Genomic DNA, 18,384 nt, shown 5'->3' with positions numbered 1-18,384 from the left:
TATAGATTAATTAGTTTTAATTAAAGAATATTTCTATATATTACTTATATTTTGTATTAATTTTTCTCTCTTTTTACATTTTATTTCAATTTTTCATTTATTAGTTAAATTTTAGATTATTTTTCTAATTACTTATATTTTGTATTAATTTTTCTCTCTTTTTACATTTTTTTTCAATTTTTCATTTATTAGTTAAATTTTAGATTATTTTTCTATAATTGATAAATTTATATTTAAATCTTCCATATTGGTTATTTATAGATTTATTTTCTATAAATAATAAATTTAATTTTAATTTTTTCTATTAATTAATTAAATAATTTCTTAAAATTTATCTTTGAAATTTTAATTATTTCTTTTGTTGTCTTATAAAATTTATCTTTTTTAATTTATTGTTATTATTTTTATTAAAATTTTTATATTAAATATATAATTATAATATCTTTAAATTATAATTAATTATATAAAGATTAAAATCTTAATTAAATATGATTAAATATATATAATTCTTATCAAATAAACTTATTAAATTTTTATTGGAGGAAATTAAGTGGAATTTACAAGACCCCGAGGTACAAGAGACTTTCTTTTTGATGAAATGAGACAAAGGTCAGAAGCTGAAAATACATTAAGAGAAGTCTTTGAAAATTATGGTTATGGGGAGGTTAAGACTCCTTTATTTGAAGAGTTAAAATTATTCACAACAAAATCTGGAGAGGAAATTATAGATCAGCTTTATAATTTTAAAGATAAATCTGATAGGGAACTTGCACTTAGACCTGAGGTGACTGCGGCTATTTCCAGATTATATATAAATGAAATGTCTAAAACTGCAAAACCTATTAAATTATATTATTATGGCAGTTGTTTTAGATATGAAAGACCTCAAAAAGGAAGATTCAGACAATTTTGGCAGTTTGGATGTGAGCTTATTGGTGCTAAATCTCCTGAAGGTGAAGGTGAAGTCATTTCAATGGCTAATGAATCAATAATTAAATTAGGTATTACAACAGCAGAAATTCACATTAATCATTTAGGAATTATTAGAGGATTATTTGAACATTTTGGAATTGATAAGGAAAAATCTCGTGAAGTAATGGTAGTTGTAGATAAAGGTGATAAACAATTACTTGAAGATGCACTTAAAGGTGATGAACCTATAATAGATAATGAAGAACTTGCAGATATTTTACTTGTTTTAATTGATATGGTAGGAGATTCATCCATATTTGAAGATATTAAAAACTTGGTTTTTGACTATGAAGAATGTAGAACTGCTTTAGATGAACTACAAGAATTAATTACTACTTTAAAAAGCTTTAATGTTTTAAATTATAATATTAATCTTGGTGTTGCACGTGGACTTGATTATTATACTGGAATCGTCTTTGAGATTTATGTTCCAGAACTTGGCAGTCAAAAACAGGTCTGTGGTGGTGGTACATACAGTTTGATTAAACTCTTTGGCGGGGAGGATGTTGTATCTACGGGTTTTGCATTTGGTTTTGATAGATTAATGGATGCTATAGAAGCATGTGGAAATCTTCCTACTGTTAAACCTAAAGTAGATGTATATGTTGCACCTATATCAGATGATACTCGCCAATTATCTTATACTATAGCACAGAATTTAAGATGTGAAAATATCAAAACAGAAATAGACTTGTCTCGAAAAAAGTTTAAAAAATTATTGTCCTATGCAAATAATTTAGGTGTTAGATTTACTGTCCTTGTTGGTAGTAAGGATGTAGAGAATAATCAAGTTACTATTAAGAATATGCAAACAGGTTATCAGGAATTAATTGATATTGATAATATTTTATCATATATTAAAGAAAATCTTTAATATTTTTTTATTAATAATTAATTCTTTTTTTACAAATTTTTTTTTATTCATATTATTTTTAGTAATATTCAAATCAATCATTTCAAAATAATATAAAAATTCATTATATTAAATAAAAAATTGAAGTCATTATTCAATATGTTCAATATATAAATTTATTTTAAAAAGTGGTAAAATGGAATTAAACTTTAGGCATGAAAAGAATGGTGAAAAATTAATCATTGCTGTAGCTCAAGATTATAAAACTAATGAAGTTTTAATGGTTGCATTTATGAACCGCCAGGCAGTAGAAGATACATTAAAAACTAAAAAAGCACATTATTACAGTACATCAAGAGGAAAACAATGGTTGAGAAAGTTCAGGTAATATCCAAGAGGTTAAAAGTATATTTGTTGACTGTGATGGTGATGCAATAGTATTAAAGGTTAATCAAATAGGAGCTGCTTGCCATGAAGGTTATAAATCATGTTTTTTTAGAGAAATAGATAATTCTAAAGATTCCTATAATCTTGATAATTTAAATGAAAATGATATAAAAATCATTCAAGAAAGACTATTTGACCCTAAAGATATGTATAAACAGTAATTGTTTTATTGTCTCTTAAAAACTAAATAATTTTATTTTTAAAAATATGATGATTAAATTCTCTAATATTTTTCGTTATTTTTAAATTCAAAATAGTAAATTTAATTAGTTATGGTAGTAAATATTTAATTCATATATATTTACAGTCTAATCAAATGTTTATTAATCAAATTAATTTAATAGGTGTAATTTTAAAACGAAAATTTATTTTTTTTATTGATCTTTTTTATATTGATTTTTTATGTATTATATATTGTAAGTTTGTAAGATTTTTTTTTGAAAAAATAAATTTGTTTTTTTGAAATTTTCTTATATTATATACTGCAGTTAAAATTTACTTTCATCTATTTCAAATACTATTGGTAGATGGTCACTCATTTTGATCCATTTAATATTATCAATTATTTGTAGATTTTTTGTAATATATGGTGCTGAGAAAACATGGTCTAAGTGGAATGGATTATTTAACTTTTTGGTATGGAAATAGGTATTTTCTTTTTCTTTTCCATGTTTTTCTCTTTTTAAATGATGGTAAGCTCCTACTAATCCATCTTTTTTAAGATAATGCAGTAACATAGAAAAGTTTTTGTTTTTATGTTCTTCATCAAAAAGAACACTACTATTGAAATCTCCACACATAACTAGATTTTCATTGAATAATTCTCTGTTTGCATTATAATAGTCATGTATCATTTCTACATAGTCTGGCATTGCCCAGACGCCAAGTAGATTGAATGTATCATTTACACGTAATGGGATAAAATATCTGAGATCTTGATTATTGTCAGGGATGGGTTCTAGTTTTATATTGTCTTTTGCAAATATTCCAAGTCCTTTGTTTTTATTGTCTCCTATCCAATAGTGGTTAGAGGCGAATTCTTTATATTTTTTGGATTCGGTGTTGTTTGGGTCTTCACATTCGCATATTACATATATATCTGCATCAATTTCAGAAATTTCTTTGTATTTATTTCTAAATGCCATATTACAGTTCCAAGTTACAATTTTCATACAATCACCCATTTTATTTATTAATTATATCATTCTTATGAAATTTTATAATAGTTAAGAATAATATATAGTATTATTCATATAACTATTATTATAAATTATTGTAAGTAAATAGTTTTATTTTTAGGAGGTATCAGAACACGACACTATTATTTATTTTGATTTAAAATATTTTCTAATTTAACTCTATTTTTAATGGAATCAACAACCCCATCATAATTAGGATAAATCTCTTCCGTTCCATAACCATCTAAATAAAGGTTATATAATATCTCTGCTTTAATATTACCAGAAATTATAAATTTATAAAAAATTTTAACATTATCAGGTATTTTGAACTTTTTAAATCCATCTAATTTAAAATATAATTCTTTATTACTTTCATCAACAGAATTAATCAATTTATTTATAATAAATTTATCAAAAGATTCCTCTTTATCCATATTATCATATTTTTTTGAAACTATGAACGTAAAAAGGCCTTTTTGAGATTTCAGATTAGAATTTGAATTATATTTCGGACGGTAAATTACAAAATCCTCGTAAATATCACTTTCCATAATATGATTATTTTCAAAAAGTTTATAATTAAAAGCCCATAATACACAATCCTCATATTTTTTTTCCTCTTTCAGTACCTTTTCTATAGCAAAATATAAAGAAACCTTATAATCATAAGACCAATCCAATGCCCTTGTTGGTAAACCATGATGCTGGGCTAATGAAATGATTTCATAAAATTCTTCTTTTGGCCACGTTTCATAAAATTTATTTTCATAAGCAAGATAACTGTGAATCCATTTACGAATAGATGAATCTGCAAATATCTTCAATCCAACTTTATCGGAATAATCTAAAAAATGAAGCAAAACACTAATTTCTCGTTTAAATTGAACCTCATCTAAAGAAAATACTGTCCTATCGGGAATTTCATTGGAGATTACATTATTTTTATCAATACCACAAGAAACTAAACCTTTACCTTTAGTTCCATCTTCATTTTGATATTCCATCTTAGTATTTAGTAATAAATTAAAATCATTATTGTTTATATAATCATTAATCTTATAATTTCCATCTTCATATTTTCTTAAAGCAGAAGGAATTAATTCATAGCTATAATCACTAACACCTCTGAAAATATAGTTTTCTCTAAGATCAGGATTTTCATCATTTTCCTGGAAAAAAGAAAGTAATTTGTCATAACTATTAATTTTATACTCGACTACAAAATCTTCATATTTTAAATTTTCTTTTCTTTTTAACATACATTCCACCTTCCCAAACCATTAAATTTAAAAATATATATAAAAATGCATATCCCAATGGAATTTCAAAATATTTGTAATATTATTATATATTATTTTTAGTTTAAATAATAATTCTTATCACTAATTTATGATTTAAAAGGAGAAACATAGAAAATAATTAATATAATAATTGAAATAAAAAATTCATAATCAAGTTTATATTATAAAATATTACTTATTATTATTTAATTCGTAAATAGACGAATCATTTATACTTAATTTTATAAAAAAACTTTATATAATAATTTAAACAAATATTCAAGTGTAGAAAATTATATTTTTTGTATGCGTTTTCATATATTTTTCTAATAAACATATGGAGTAACCTCTTAATGTACATAGAAAAATATTCTAAGAATGCATTATTTCTTCTTTTTTTAATATTTTTCATTGTTATATTCTCTATTAACAGTATTAATGCAACAGATATTTCAGAAAATATTCAATCTGGTATTAATACTGATAATAAAATAGATATAGATAATGATGTAAATAATGCCGCATCTGAGACAAGTAAAATAGATTCTAACGATGATAATAATATTGTTGTTAGATCAAAAGAAAAAAAATGATATTGAAGATTTAATTACACATATAGTTGCTGTATATATTGAAATAAAATATTGGGATAAAACGATTAATAATAGCACATATCCTATTAATCAAGATAAAATAAGATTTTAATAAATTTCAATAAATTTTTTTCATTTTTCATTTTTTTCAATTCTATTTTATTTATAGACTTTCATATTTTTGGAGATGTAGTTCATTAAAAATATTTCTTTTGGAAATTTTATACTTTTGAGATATAGTAAAATCAATATTTTTAATTCAAGAATTATTTTTAATAAAGAAATAATTTCATTTTAAGAAATCTAAGCTATATATATTAAGTTTAAATATATTATGATGATAGTTAAGGGTTTTAATATTTAATAGAAATATTTTAAATAATATTTCCTATTTATTTTAAAATTCTAACTAAATTTTTAAGGAAAATAGTAATACTAAATAATTTATGTTATTAGTGAAATTTTCTAATTGTTAATTATATAAAATTATATTTTAAGCATAAAACACAGTAAAAATTTAAAAATAGAATTTTATATTGTTTATTATTCTGTATACTATTTTTCTTATAAATTTTAATTATTCATTTATTGGGGTAAATAATGTCTATTAACTATTATCAACTACCTGAACAACTAAAAGAAAATAGGTATATCTTATTATATGGTGCTGATTTTAAAGAACTTAAAAAAGTTTTCAATGATTGTTCTAATCTAATTACTATTCCTTATCCGAGATCTAATAAATATATTATCACTGAAATTGATAACAATTTTTTAGATGAATCATATAAAAAATTGAGTAGTAAAACAGTGTCTTATTTGGTTAAGGAGTTCCGCGATCATTTTATACAATATTATGAAGAAACTCCAAACAAATCAAAAAATCAGAAATTATCCCTTGAAAAAAGTAATGAGAACCTTAAAAAAGAAGATCATAATTCTAAATACAGACTCAGATTATATCCAGCTCAAAAAGAAACTGTTGAAACAACAATATTTAACTTTGAACAAACGTCAAATAAAAATTTCATGAAAAAATCTAGATTAAATAATTTTCCCAAATTATTTAATGTAAACAATTCTCCTATAGAAAATTTTGAACAAGATATGGAAACTGATAATATTATCACCTATCCTCTTAAAGACTCTATTTTTAAAAAAGATGATACTTTAGTATTACTGATTGATAATTTTAGTTCTATACGTGATGACAGTTATATTATATTTTATACTTTAGTTCATATGAGAAATGTTTATATTGTAGCAAACACCTATGAAACAGAGTTTTCTCAAGAAGTGAAGAAAGGCACGTTATCTTATTTTACTTGGATTAATAAGCAAGATTTTAAATACACTGCTATTAAACAACCTTATTTTTTATTCATTGCAATAATTTTAGGAATGGGATATTTGGCATCAGCATTTTTGGTTGATTTTCAATATACATTCACTATTTTGGGTACAATATGGATTATTACTAGCTGGTATAAATATGAGAATTATGCATTCAAAAAAATATAATTTGTTTTTTCTGAAATGTTTTTTTAAGGGGAGGTTATTATGAGAAAGAAAACTCATATTGTTGCAGGTTTGATTATTGGGCTTTTGATTTTTATTGTACTTCGGCCATTTCATCTAATTTTTATTAATAATTTTTTTGAATTTTTAAAATTCATTATACTTGTTATTATATCATCAATCATACTGGATCCTTTGGAGTATGGATTTTTTAAGGGTCATCATAGACAGTTACATAGTATTTTTATTTTAATTATTCCTTTAATGGTCATGTATTTTAATTTTTTAATTGGTTTAGCAATATTTTCTGGTTTTTTATCTCACATTATTCTAGATTTATTAAATCCTAGTGGGTGTCCATTATTTTCCCCAATCAAAAAAGATTATTATAAGTTATCTAATAAAATCAATGGTGGAATTAAATTAGGTTCAGATGGTGAATATGCAATATTTTTCACTCTTTTACTTATTTTAACACTGTTTGTTTTTGGTTTATTAGTTGCTGCACCCGAAATAAGTATGGGAAGTCCCGTAAATTTTTATAATCTTAGTAATAATAGTGATATTCCATTAAATAACTCTAATATAACTTATGATGATGAAAACGTTCACCTTAATATAAATGTTGATATTGATGATGATGAAGAGAAAAATATAACAATTGATCGTTATGATAATCGAACAATGTTTTTAATAAGTAATTATGACAGTTCACAGACAAATGGTTAATATAACAAACTATTTGAATTATTTTTCTTTTAATATATATTTTTATTTTTAAATAAATTTTATTTTTTTAAACTAATTTAATTAATTTAAATAATTCTGATTTTTTAAATATTAGTTTAAAATTAATATTATTTCTTAAATTAAATTTACAACTCTTTAATTAATAAAAAACTTTATATACTTCAATATTTTTAAAAATAAATGTAGATAATTTATTCTACTCTGTGTTTTATGTGTATTTCTATAAAAAAAATAGTATGGAGTAATACAATGTATATAGAAAAATATTCTGAAAATGCATTATTTGTTATTTTTTGTATATTTTTAATTGTGTTTTCTGCAAGTTGTATAAATGCTACAGAAATTAATCATAATGATGATTGTTTAGATGATGTATCTGATATAGACATCAATTCAAATGAAATTAATCATTATAATCAAAATAATGTTGATGAAAATAAATACAACAGAGTAGATGACTATACAAATAATGTCAATATAAATAAACCAGAATTGTTACGATCTAAAAATAATGAAGAAAATATTGTTTATGAAGATGAAAATTTAACGGATATTTCCATAAATGCTCCGGATGTAGTTATGAAACAGTATGATAAAACACCCTTAATTATAAATCTACAAGTAAAAGAACCTAACAGTATTGAAGGAAAATATGTTAAAATTTTACTTGATAATAACACATATTATCGACCAATTCATAATTGCCAAGCAAATCTAACCCTATACAATAATATAGGAAATTATACTGCAATATGTATTTTTAATTACACTGGTTTTCAATATGCTAATTGCACATCCAATATTGAAGTTAAAACCAATAAATTAGATACATATTTACAAGTAGATTGTGAAGACTTAGAAATGGACTATAAAGATGGAACTCCTTATATTGTTAGATTGATAGATGAAAATGAACTTCCTATTCCCCGTGCCTCTGTTAAAATAACAGTTAATAATCGCATTTATTATAAAACAACAGATGATGAAGGTTATGCAGATATACCATTAAATTTCATCGCCGGTGAATATTCCATAGTAACCACTTATAATGGAGATAATAACCATAAAAAATCAAATATTACCTCTACATTGATTATTCATAAATTATTCACATCCATTATAGCACAAAATACAGAATTATATTATCAAAATGGAACAATGTTTGTTGCAAAAATAATAGATTCTAATAACCAACCATTAAACAACTCATATATTACAATAGAATTGAATAATCGAACATATTATAAAAGAAGTAACGAAGAAGGATTAATAGAGTTAAATCTCACAATGAGGCCGGGAACATATGATGCACTTATTAATTATCCTGGAAGTAATGGTTATGAAAATTCTAATTCAACGGTAAAAATAACTGTATTATCATATAAAACTGAAATTGCTTCAAATAATATAATAATGTATTATAAAAATGGTACAGAATTAGAAGGACAACTATTTGTAATAAACCCTTACACTAATGAAAAATCCGCATTAAATGGAAGCTTTCTCACTATCACTATAAATAATCGCACTTATTATAGAACAAGTGATGAAACTGGTAAATTTAATCTAAGTCTTAATTTTAAATCTGGAAACTACACTGCACTAATTAATTATAAGTCCAATAGGGGATATGAAGGTTGTAATCTTACAGTTCATATAACAATCCTTAATATTACTACAGAGATAAACTCTTTTAACTTTCACAAATATTATAGGGACGATACACTTTTTACAGCCAATCTTGTAAATCAATTTGGACAATCATTAGTTGGAGAATATTTGAATATTACAATTGGGGATAAAAAATATGTGAAACAGACAAATGGTACTGGGGATATTAATCTCACAGTTAATCTAGAATCTGGAATATATGAAGCCACAATTATTTATAACGGTAAAAATGGATATTCCTCCTTTAAAAAAACTGTTCAAATAATAGTGGAGGACAGGCCTATAAATATAGTTAGTATGGGAGCAGATATTGAAAAAGGCAGTAATTATTCTGTGCAAGTATATGATAACTATGGATACATTTTAAGCAATGTAAATGTTGTTTTTGAAATTAACAATAGAACCTACTATAAATATACAGATTCCAATGGAATAGCAGCAATACCAATCAATCTTGCACCAAATAATTATAATATTCTAGTAAAACCCGGAACCCATTATACTGGAAATTACTTAAAAGAAACCATTACAGTATATATAGATGAATAAAAAGTACAATTTTTGATTTATTGATTAATTAAATTTTATATCAATCGTATTGATTAAAATAAAATTAATCAATAAATTTTATATTTTTTTGAGGTTACTAAATGGAAATAGATGTTTTTAAAGAAAAATTAGAAAGCCAAACTTTTATAAAAGGAGAAATATATGTCCAATTTGAATTTAAAAAAGAAAGATTCAATATAGATATAACAGAAATTGAAACAGACATGATCAAATATAATTTTATATCTGTAGATAGGGCAATTTACAGATATTTAATACCAATATGGAATTTAGAAAAAATAAAAGTTAAGGAGACTAAAAAAGATGAGTTCAACAATATTAAAACCAGTACCTCAGTATGAAAATTATAATATTTTAAAAGAAACATTATTTATAGAGGATATTCTAAATGGTGAACTGAACAAAGAGGTTATAAAAACATATTTATTAACTTTTACAAATGGAATAAAAGTAATTTTTAAATTAGAATATATTGTTCTGGATATTGAAAAAATTATGGTAAATCATGTAATAACACATCAATATAATTATTTTAATAAATTTTCTGATATAGTAATAAATATTATTATTAATGAAATTTGTGAAAACAAATATTTTAGATATCAAATAATGTGTCTTGAAATAGGAGACAATTTAAAATGCGAAAATTTTAGTATTAATTGTATTTATTAATTATATACAAGTTCCTTATTTAATATTGTATATAAAAATAACATAATGAAATTATCTGACAAAAAATGAAATCATCTTTTTATAATAAAGTTTAGCAGTTTTATGTCCCAATGTGAAAAAATTAATAACATAAATTCAACTAAAAGAAAATTTTAATATAAAAAATAATTAAAATAATCATATAAAATTTTACAGAAACCGTGATTAGTATTTTATTATCTCCTTTATTAATCTATAAATAAAAAATAAAATATTGACAGAAAAATTTTATAAAATTAAGTTATTTTAGTCTAATTCTAAGAGGAGGCAGGATTTTAATGTCAGAATATAAAATACCAATAATACCTAATTTAAATCTTGAAAAAAATGAAAAGGAAAAGTACGAATTTAATGTAAACGTTGGAAAAATTAAATCTAAAAAGACAGGACATATTTTCGAAATTTATAATATTAAAATAGAAATTTATGATAAAATTGATATTTATTTTGAGGTAGATATGTTAGTTTATTTTGATTTATTTATGGAGGAAATTCCATCAGATAATGGTAGAAAATTTATTGATAGTTCTGATGTTAGATTTTTTGATATTGAGTGTGAGTCTAATGGATATGACATATCCTTATTAAATTTTCATTTAAAAAGTTATACTACCGAAATTAAAAATGAAATAAGCAATGACTTTATTTTCGGTGAATGTGCGGAATGTCTTTTAGTAAAAAATAACAATTTCATAAATAATGATGAAAAGGTTCGAGTATGGAACATTTTAGAATGTTCTAATACATCTCATAATAATTTTCTTGAATTTGAATCAGATAATTTAAGTAATATATTTTTAAAATCTATTAATACCAATGATTATTATAGTAAATATGAAACGATGCAAGATTTTGAAATAAAACATAATCTTAGAGAAAACTATGATTTAAGGCAAATGTTGGAAGGACATCTTATTACTACTTTAAAAAAGAAGATGATGTTGATTTAATTGATGTTATTGTTAATGTAGCTATAGGAAAGCATAGAGAATGGATTCATAACAGAGATCTTGATAAATTTTAATTTTAACTTTTAATATCTGACTTTAACTCATATTGATGGAGGATATTAAAAATGTTTTGTATATTGTCAAATAGTGATTTTCACTCAAATTTACTTTTTATTTTTGTAAATAAGAGTATAAATAATTTTTAATTCATCCTTATCACTTATGGTAACTTCGTAAAGATCTCCTTGTTTGATCCCATATTTTTCAGCTAATTTTGCAGGTATGGTCAATTCTAAACTTGTTGTTCCATATCTGCCCCTTACTTTTACAACATCCGTCATTATTTAACTCTATTGTACTCTTAACATAAAACATTTTATGTACATATTTAACATTTAATACAATATATTTCTTTAATCTATATATAAAATGTGATTATAATAATGGAGTACATTTTATGAAGAAAATCAACCCAACATTACTTAAGAATTATTCTTCTTTTTCAGAATGGGAAGCAGATGTGGAAAAACTATCTGATCCAAATGAAAAAGGAGATGCAATGGAACTTCTAGTTTATTTTTATTTAAAAAACAATTCTCAATACTATAACATCAAAGAAATTTATATGGAAGATGAAATTCCAGAAGAAATCCGGCTTAAACTTAAGCTTGAAATAAAGGATAATGGTGTTGATGGGGTTATTATTCGCAATGATGGAAAAACAATTGCATATCAAGTTAAATTTAGGTCAGGACATAAAATACCTACAGCTACAGAACTTTCTACATTTTGGGCTGAATCAGAATATGCAGATATGCGTTTAATTTGTGCAAACTGTACCTCACTTCCAAAAGTAGCTGATAAAAAGAAAAACCAAATGTCTATTCTTTTAGATACCTATATGGAATTAGGGGTTGATTTTTTTAATGAATTTTTGAACTACTTAAAAGGAGATACAACATCATCTGTCAAAGTAAAGAAAGCTTCTCCAGATGGGGAGTATATTTATCAACAAGAATTAATTAATCAAATTGTTGAAGGTCTTTCTCAAAATGATCGTGGGAAGTTTATAGCTGCTTGTGGTATAGGCAAAACACTTATCTCAATGTGGGTTCATGAAACTATGGGAGCAAGTACTGTTCTTTTTGTCGTTCCAAGTCTTGCGTTGATAAAACAAACTTTAGATTCATGGGTTCGTAACTGTAATATACCATTTAGTTTTTTATGTGTTTGCAGTGATTCTACTGTTGTTAACATTGAAGAAGATTCTATCAATATGCTTTCATCTGAAGTAGATTTCCCTGTAACTACAAATCCTACAGACATACAAAACTTTTTGTCAGGAACTGACAATAAAAAAATTATTTTTTCGACTTATAACTCATTAGATGCAATTTCAAATGCATTATATGATACGGAGCATTGTTTTGACTTAGCTATATTTGATGAAAGCCATAGAACTGCTGGGACAAAAGATAGTTTAATGTTTGTATATGGTATGGAAAATAAATATATACCAATTAAAAAACGTCTTTTTATGACCGCAACAGAGCGTCTTGTATCTCCTAGAATAAAATCAAATATAGAAAATTCTGGAAACGTTGTCTTCTCTATGGATGATGTTTCTAAATATGGGCCAACATTAGCATCTCTAAATTTTGGACAAGCTATTGAAAAAGATATTATCTGTGATTATAAAATTGTGGTATGTACTATTACTGAAAGTGATATTGAAGAATTAGTTGATAGTAGAAAAATAATCACCACTGAACTAGGCGAAAACTCATCATCTGCAAATATCGAAGTTTTACTTAAGGAATTACTCATAGCTAAAGTAATGAATGAACTTGATGTTAAAAAAGTCATTTCGTATCATGCATATGTGAAAAATGCAAAAGCTTTTGTTAATGGCGGTTCTAATTTACATGCTGTAGGAGATATTATTGATAATATAAAAAATGATAATATTACTACATACACAAATCAGGTTAATGGAACAATGTCTGCAGGTCAGCGAAAAGAGATTCTTTCAACTTTTGCTAATAGTGAACGTGGCCTTATTTCAAATGCAAAATGTTTAACTGAGGGAGTTGATGTTCCAGTAATTGATGCTGTGTACTTCGTTGACCCTAAAAACTCTATGATTGATATTGTTCAGGCTGTTGGTAGGGCTCTTAGAAAATCTGATTCTAAAGGTAATGATTATTCTTACATTGTAATTCCAATAGTAATACCTAATGATGCATCTCTATTTAACCAGATTGATACTGATAAGTTTAACACACTTCATAATGTTATTCAAGCAATGCGTTCTCAAGATTCATCTCTTGCAGACATTATAGATCAAATTAATTTATCTGCAGCAACAGGATCTATTGGCAATGGAGGAAATGGACTCCCGCCAAATATCATAGTCTTGCCATATTCAAAGATAGGAATTGAAGATTTTGAGAATGCGTTAACATTACGTATTGCTGAAGTTAATAAAAACCCAACTGATATTGGGGGACCAAGTATATGGACTGAAACTGCTCCAAAGGCACGTAAAAGTAATATGAAAAGAATGTTTGTATCAATTGGGGATTATACTCTCGAGTCATACAGAGATAGTCTTATAATGCCGACTCTTAATAAGTTCACTAATCCTGAAGATGAAATTGAAGGTGCAGATTTAAAGATAAACCACAACAATGTTTCACACACCAAACGTATGGGTTTAATTGAAAAGAATGGGAAAAAATATAAATTAACTCCACTTGGAAAGGAATTACTTGCTAATGATTCTCTTTACTTATCAATTGTAAAGGAACAGTTATTAAAATATAATACTCTCAATAAAAATGATGGTTCAATTTTATTCCCTTACAGAACAATTTTAAAAATATTCTTAGAATTTGAATATGTAACAAGATTTGAATTTCTTTATTGTATTTACTCATTACGTAACACAAGTGATGCATCAATTCAAGAGGCTATTGATAGAATTAAATACTTACGTGAAACTTATCCAAATATCGATATATTAAGTGAAACAAATAAAGAGAAAGTACTTAATACTCTTAATACAAAGTATGATGTTCAATTTGGATTTAAAGATATTTGGACTAGTAGAACTACTGCTTACAATCAATTTAATTACTTTAAAAAGCATTTAGGCGCATTTGACGATATTTTTGTTACAACTGGTAGAGAAAATAAAGAAAAAATCAGTATAAAACCAGGTATACAATCATCAATACAAGAACTATTAGATTTAACAAAAGAAATTGAAATGCCTGCTAAAAATAATGATCTTAATATGCTTAACGAAATGTATGGTAAACATATATGTTCTACAAATCTTTAATTTAAAATCATACAAATATTGAATTTTCATATAGATTTTCAGCTATGAAAATCTATTTTTAGATTTTTTCTAATACAACTATGCTTTCTCTTAATGAATCACGTAAATATGGATAAAGTTGAATTTGTTGTCCTGAAGTCTTTGCAATTCTGCACATAATTATTTCATTTACTTTAAATCCATAATATTCAGCTATTGCAGCTAAAAATAAGTCTGTAGGTACAATCTTTCCAAGATATGCGCTCTGGTCAACAACAATATAACATTTTTTTCCTGATGGGAGGACATCTGAACTTTCTGAAATTACTTTTTCCATATCGGCAAAATATCCCTTAATCATTTTAGGTACTTTTCTTGTTCTAGAATCTTTCCTACCTGTACGAGCTTCTTTTTCGGGAATTGCTTTCTCAATTTCAAGAGCCATCCAATCAATAAATTTTCTATTATCAACTCTTATATCCGGACGACCGATAAATGATTCAATCGCTTGTTGTCTATATTTTTTAATTCTTTTCATATTTGTTGCATAGTCTGCCAATATAACTTCCATTTTATATGACTCAAAATAATCAAATGAATTTGCATATGGTGGGGAATACATTATAGCTCCAATAGTTTTATCAATTTTAGGAGTATACTTGTTTACTGTTTCAGATAATTTCATTGCATCGCCACGTTCTACAATTGAAACTAAATTTTTTGATATTCTATTACTTTCAATATCGGATACCATTTCATTTAGCTTCTCAAGATAGTAATCTGTAACATTATTAATCTTGGATTTAGAAGTTTTTAGGCCATTTCCATCACGTTTTCGATCGGATACTTCTTCAATTATACAAACATATGCACATAAGAAAAACTCATATATTTTTGGTTTTAGTTTCTTTTTATTTGAATCCAACACTTGGCGGATTAATATAAGTTTCTCAAAATTGTCTTCATTAAAGAACTTCTTAACTTCTTTATATTTTTCTATGTACTCTTCGTCTATTTTAGTAATTTTTATTTGTTCGATAATTTTTGACTCAAATGTTTTTATGAGTGAAATCTCTTCATCATTATAGCTTTGACATTTAACTTCAGAAATAAATGCTGATACTGGATTAATATCAATTCCTATAGCTGATAAACCATTTAATTTTGCTTCAACAACTGTTGTACCACATCCACAAAATGGATCTAGAACATACTCATTTTCTTTTAAACCACATCGTTTAAGCAATTCTTTTATTAAAGTATAAGAAAACCCTTCTCTATATTTAAACCAACCATGGTAAGGTACGTCTTTGTTCTTTGAAAAATTTACTAATTGATTGAAGAATTCAACTTCATCTGTAACATTATATTTATTTTCAAGATTGTAAATAAAATCTTTTAACTGTTGATTTGAATACACGCCATAATTTTCAATCGCATCATTTAACAAGATTCACACCTTCTTTTACAAACCAACGGCCGTCTATCATTTTTAAATTTTGATTTAGTAAATTATCAATATATGATTGGGATAATTCTTCAATTTTTTCTAAATCTTCATATTCATCTTTATAAATAAATCTCATTATTACATTTATAAGGCTACTGTAAATTTTTTCATAAAGTTCTGTTGTACTATAATCAGATTCTAATTGATACATATTTCTTAAACATTTTACAACTTCCAATTGTACTGTTTCTTCAAAATTTCCAATAGGCATGTCATATTCTGGTAAAGGGCCTTTTTGAAATGAATAAATGAAGTCCCCATGAATATTTCCGGAGTATTTTAAATGTGATGTGTTTTTATAACTTTTAATAAAATCTTGATAAATAACTCCATTTTCAGGTAAATAAAATCCTGCTTCTACAACGGCTTTCAATAATTGCACCCATACATTAATGTTTTTGTTGTTAAATGTGAAAACTAAATAACCATCTGGTTTAAGAACTCTTCCAGCTTCAGTATATACTTTTTTAAGCATATTTCCATAAAAATCAACATCTTTTGCATTTTCAAAGCAAGATTTCCGATTAGCAACGGCTTCTTCATCATTGTAAATAAAATTATTTAATCCCTTATATTCTTTGTACCAAATATTCCAAAATGAAGATAATTCCCCATACTGCACATTACTTCCATATGGGGGATCAGTTATTACTACATCTACACTTTCATCAGGAATTGGTAAGTTTGAGGAACTTTGAGTAAGTATTAAATAATCAGTACCATTATTTAAATCTTCAAAAAAATTTCCTTTACTTTTATTTGAAGTCAACTTTTTATTTGTGAAACTTAAACCCTTTATCACAGCTTTCATCCTATCTTCTAGTTTATCTAAAACATTACATTCAACATAAATATTAGGAAGCCAGTAGGCATGTTTATCCATACAAGTTGGATTTCCATTCTCCCAATTCTTAGTTACACGTGACATTTTGTTTGTGTATCGTAGTGATGAACTAAATGCAAAGTACAAAAGATCTCTCTCAGGTCCATCTGGGAGGTTTATTATCTTATTGAAAATAACTGTATTTATATAATAGTTTCTTTGCGAGAATAAATCTGAAAAGTTATTAACTCCTTTTTGTGGTAAGCAATCTTCATACCATCTATCCCAATTATGGGGAATTGCAAAATCAACTTTTTTCATATTGTCTGGTATTGATAATTTACTTTGCTCAGTTAATAAATCCTGTTTTTCATTATCATCATATTCATGCATGCCAATTTCGCCATTCTGATTAATATATTTATTTCTTAGGGGAATACTTCTATATGGTTCACATTTAGTTCTCATAACTCCTGGTTTTGCAGTAGAATTTGTAGAGCACTTACTATTTGGGCATTTATATTTTCCATTTGTAATTTTGTTATCATCTGTAAGTCTTATTATTGCACCACATTCAGGACATTTTACTTCATAAGTCCATTCAATCCATTTTGGTGTGATTTTTTCACCCATAATATTATAATCATACAAATTTGAGAATTCTTGTTTACACTCATCTAAGAAATTTTCAAAGTATTGGGATAATGCATCAGTATCAACTTGTTGAATTTGCATTTCTGTTATAAAGGTAGCTAATGGATTAATATCAACGCCTACAACTTTACGATCAAGTGCTAATGCTTCAAAGATAGTTACTCCCCCACCACAAAAACAATCAAGAATAATATCTCCTTTTTTAGAATAATGCTCAATAAGATTACTAAATACGTTATAAGGACGCCTTGCAAAGTATTTATGCATCCTATATTGAGGAGTATGGCCCTTTGATTTCACAGACTTTTTAATTGGCTCTATCATATTAATTTCCTCATACAAAACATTTACATATAATTTTTTAAAACTCTCTAGATAATATATTAATATTTTATTTTAAATATTCTTTTTAGTATTATCATCAGTACATTATTATTTATGTTTCGTAAAATAAGGGTTTAAAGAATTAAATTAAACTAATTCATACCATTTAATATGGAATGGTTTTCCAAACCACATTCTCCAAACACATAACTGTTTACCATTTTCATTAATTTCTTTACCTACATAAGTTAA

The 18,384-nt window shown here is 25.1% G+C and carries 14 protein-coding genes and 1 pseudogene; 10 read left to right on the top strand and 5 right to left on the bottom strand.

Going from position 1 to position 18,384, the window contains the following annotated elements:
• Window positions 1-550: 550 nt before the first annotated feature.
• Window positions 551-1,846, top strand: coding sequence for a histidine--tRNA ligase (hisS, locus tag QZ146_RS04760; protein WP_295722511.1), 1,296 nt, complete (start codon window positions 551-553; stop codon window positions 1,844-1,846).
• Window positions 1,847-2,021: 175 nt separating this feature from the next.
• Window positions 2,022-2,433: pseudogene (hisI, locus tag QZ146_RS04755) on the top strand (phosphoribosyl-AMP cyclohydrolase).
• Between the two features lie 327 nt (window positions 2,434-2,760).
• Here the strand turns inward: hisI and QZ146_RS04750 are convergent.
• A complete protein-coding gene (locus QZ146_RS04750; RefSeq protein WP_295722510.1) occupies window positions 2,761-3,444 on the bottom strand; it encodes an endonuclease/exonuclease/phosphatase family protein in 684 nt (227 codons plus the stop codon).
• 149 nt (window positions 3,445-3,593) lie between these two features.
• Window positions 3,594-4,712, bottom strand: a complete 1,119-nt coding sequence (locus tag QZ146_RS04745; RefSeq protein WP_295722509.1) for an FRG domain-containing protein — start codon at window positions 4,710-4,712, stop codon at window positions 3,594-3,596.
• Between the two features lie 374 nt (window positions 4,713-5,086).
• Here QZ146_RS04745 and QZ146_RS04740 point away from each other — a divergent pair, with 374 nt between their 5' ends.
• The 7 genes from QZ146_RS04740 (at window position 5,087) to QZ146_RS04710 (ending at window position 11,496) form a co-directional block, all read left to right on the top strand.
• Window positions 5,087-5,326, top strand: coding sequence for a hypothetical protein (locus QZ146_RS04740; protein ID WP_295722508.1), 240 nt, complete (start codon window positions 5,087-5,089; stop codon window positions 5,324-5,326).
• A gap of 600 nt (window positions 5,327-5,926) precedes the next feature.
• A complete protein-coding gene (locus tag QZ146_RS04735; protein ID WP_295722507.1) occupies window positions 5,927-6,847 on the top strand; it encodes a hypothetical protein in 921 nt (306 codons plus the stop codon).
• A gap of 39 nt (window positions 6,848-6,886) precedes the next feature.
• Window positions 6,887-7,573: a metal-dependent hydrolase gene (locus QZ146_RS04730; protein WP_295722506.1), complete on the top strand. Its 687-nt coding sequence runs from the start codon at window positions 6,887-6,889 to the stop codon at window positions 7,571-7,573.
• A 270-nt stretch (window positions 7,574-7,843) separates the two neighbouring features.
• Window positions 7,844-9,814, top strand: coding sequence for a hypothetical protein (locus QZ146_RS04725; protein ID WP_295722505.1), 1,971 nt, complete (start codon window positions 7,844-7,846; stop codon window positions 9,812-9,814).
• Between the two features lie 101 nt (window positions 9,815-9,915).
• Complete coding sequence (locus QZ146_RS04720) at window positions 9,916-10,176, top strand: hypothetical protein (protein ID WP_295722504.1); 261 nt, start codon at window positions 9,916-9,918, stop codon at window positions 10,174-10,176.
• Complete coding sequence (locus tag QZ146_RS04715) at window positions 10,139-10,507, top strand: hypothetical protein (RefSeq protein WP_295722503.1); 369 nt, start codon at window positions 10,139-10,141, stop codon at window positions 10,505-10,507. Before QZ146_RS04720 ends, QZ146_RS04715 begins: the two co-directional genes overlap by 38 nt.
• Before the next feature lie 317 nt (window positions 10,508-10,824).
• Window positions 10,825-11,496 (top strand): hypothetical protein, encoded by a 672-nt coding sequence (locus tag QZ146_RS04710; RefSeq protein ID WP_295722502.1) that lies wholly within the window; start codon window positions 10,825-10,827, stop codon window positions 11,494-11,496.
• A gap of 164 nt (window positions 11,497-11,660) precedes the next feature.
• On the opposite strand, the gene QZ146_RS04705 is transcribed toward QZ146_RS04710, so the two are convergent.
• Window positions 11,661-11,837, bottom strand: a complete 177-nt coding sequence (locus QZ146_RS04705) for an AbrB/MazE/SpoVT family DNA-binding domain-containing protein (RefSeq protein ID WP_295722501.1) — start codon at window positions 11,835-11,837, stop codon at window positions 11,661-11,663.
• A 116-nt stretch (window positions 11,838-11,953) separates the two neighbouring features.
• Between QZ146_RS04705 and QZ146_RS04700 the strand changes: the two genes are divergently transcribed.
• Window positions 11,954-14,842 carry a DEAD/DEAH box helicase family protein gene (locus QZ146_RS04700; protein ID WP_295722500.1) on the top strand — a complete coding sequence of 963 codons (2,889 nt, stop codon included), beginning with the start codon at window positions 11,954-11,956 and terminating at the stop codon, window positions 14,840-14,842.
• A 58-nt stretch (window positions 14,843-14,900) separates the two neighbouring features.
• Here QZ146_RS04700 and QZ146_RS04695 read toward each other — a convergent pair whose 3' ends face one another.
• Together QZ146_RS04695 and QZ146_RS04690 are read right to left on the bottom strand one after the other, a co-directional pair.
• A complete protein-coding gene (locus QZ146_RS04695; protein WP_295722499.1) occupies window positions 14,901-16,271 on the bottom strand; it encodes a DNA methyltransferase in 1,371 nt (456 codons plus the stop codon).
• Window positions 16,261-18,132 (bottom strand): DNA methyltransferase, encoded by a 1,872-nt coding sequence (locus tag QZ146_RS04690; RefSeq protein WP_295722498.1) that lies wholly within the window; start codon window positions 18,130-18,132, stop codon window positions 16,261-16,263. Before QZ146_RS04690 ends, QZ146_RS04695 begins: the two co-directional genes overlap by 11 nt.
• Window positions 18,133-18,384 lie beyond the last annotated feature (252 nt).

It is taken from the genome of uncultured Methanobrevibacter sp. (genome assembly GCF_905235195.1).
In the GTDB taxonomy this organism is placed as follows: Archaea; Methanobacteriota; Methanobacteria; order Methanobacteriales; family Methanobacteriaceae; genus Methanarmilla.
Note: the sequence above shows the minus strand (reverse complement) of the source record. Positions and strands in the feature narration are given on the sequence as shown.

Coding starts and splice junctions, on each gene's coding strand:
- QZ146_RS04750 (WP_295722510.1), bottom strand. CDS start 3,444: ATGAAAATTGTAACTTGGAACTGTAATATGGCATTTAGAAATAAATAC.
- QZ146_RS04745 (WP_295722509.1), bottom strand. CDS start 4,712: ATGTTAAAAAGAAAAGAAAATTTAAAATATGAAGATTTTGTAGTCGAG.
- QZ146_RS04740 (WP_295722508.1), top strand. CDS start 5,087: ATGTACATAGAAAAATATTCTAAGAATGCATTATTTCTTCTTTTTTTA.
- QZ146_RS04735 (WP_295722507.1), top strand. CDS start 5,927: ATGTCTATTAACTATTATCAACTACCTGAACAACTAAAAGAAAATAGG.
- QZ146_RS04730 (WP_295722506.1), top strand. CDS start 6,887: ATGAGAAAGAAAACTCATATTGTTGCAGGTTTGATTATTGGGCTTTTG.
- QZ146_RS04725 (WP_295722505.1), top strand. CDS start 7,844: ATGTATATAGAAAAATATTCTGAAAATGCATTATTTGTTATTTTTTGT.
- QZ146_RS04720 (WP_295722504.1), top strand. CDS start 9,916: ATGGAAATAGATGTTTTTAAAGAAAAATTAGAAAGCCAAACTTTTATA.
- QZ146_RS04715 (WP_295722503.1), top strand. CDS start 10,139: ATGAGTTCAACAATATTAAAACCAGTACCTCAGTATGAAAATTATAAT.
- QZ146_RS04710 (WP_295722502.1), top strand. CDS start 10,825: ATGTCAGAATATAAAATACCAATAATACCTAATTTAAATCTTGAAAAA.
- QZ146_RS04705 (WP_295722501.1), bottom strand. CDS start 11,837: ATGACGGATGTTGTAAAAGTAAGGGGCAGATATGGAACAACAAGTTTA.
- QZ146_RS04700 (WP_295722500.1), top strand. CDS start 11,954: ATGAAGAAAATCAACCCAACATTACTTAAGAATTATTCTTCTTTTTCA.
- QZ146_RS04690 (WP_295722498.1), bottom strand. CDS start 18,132: ATGATAGAGCCAATTAAAAAGTCTGTGAAATCAAAGGGCCATACTCCT.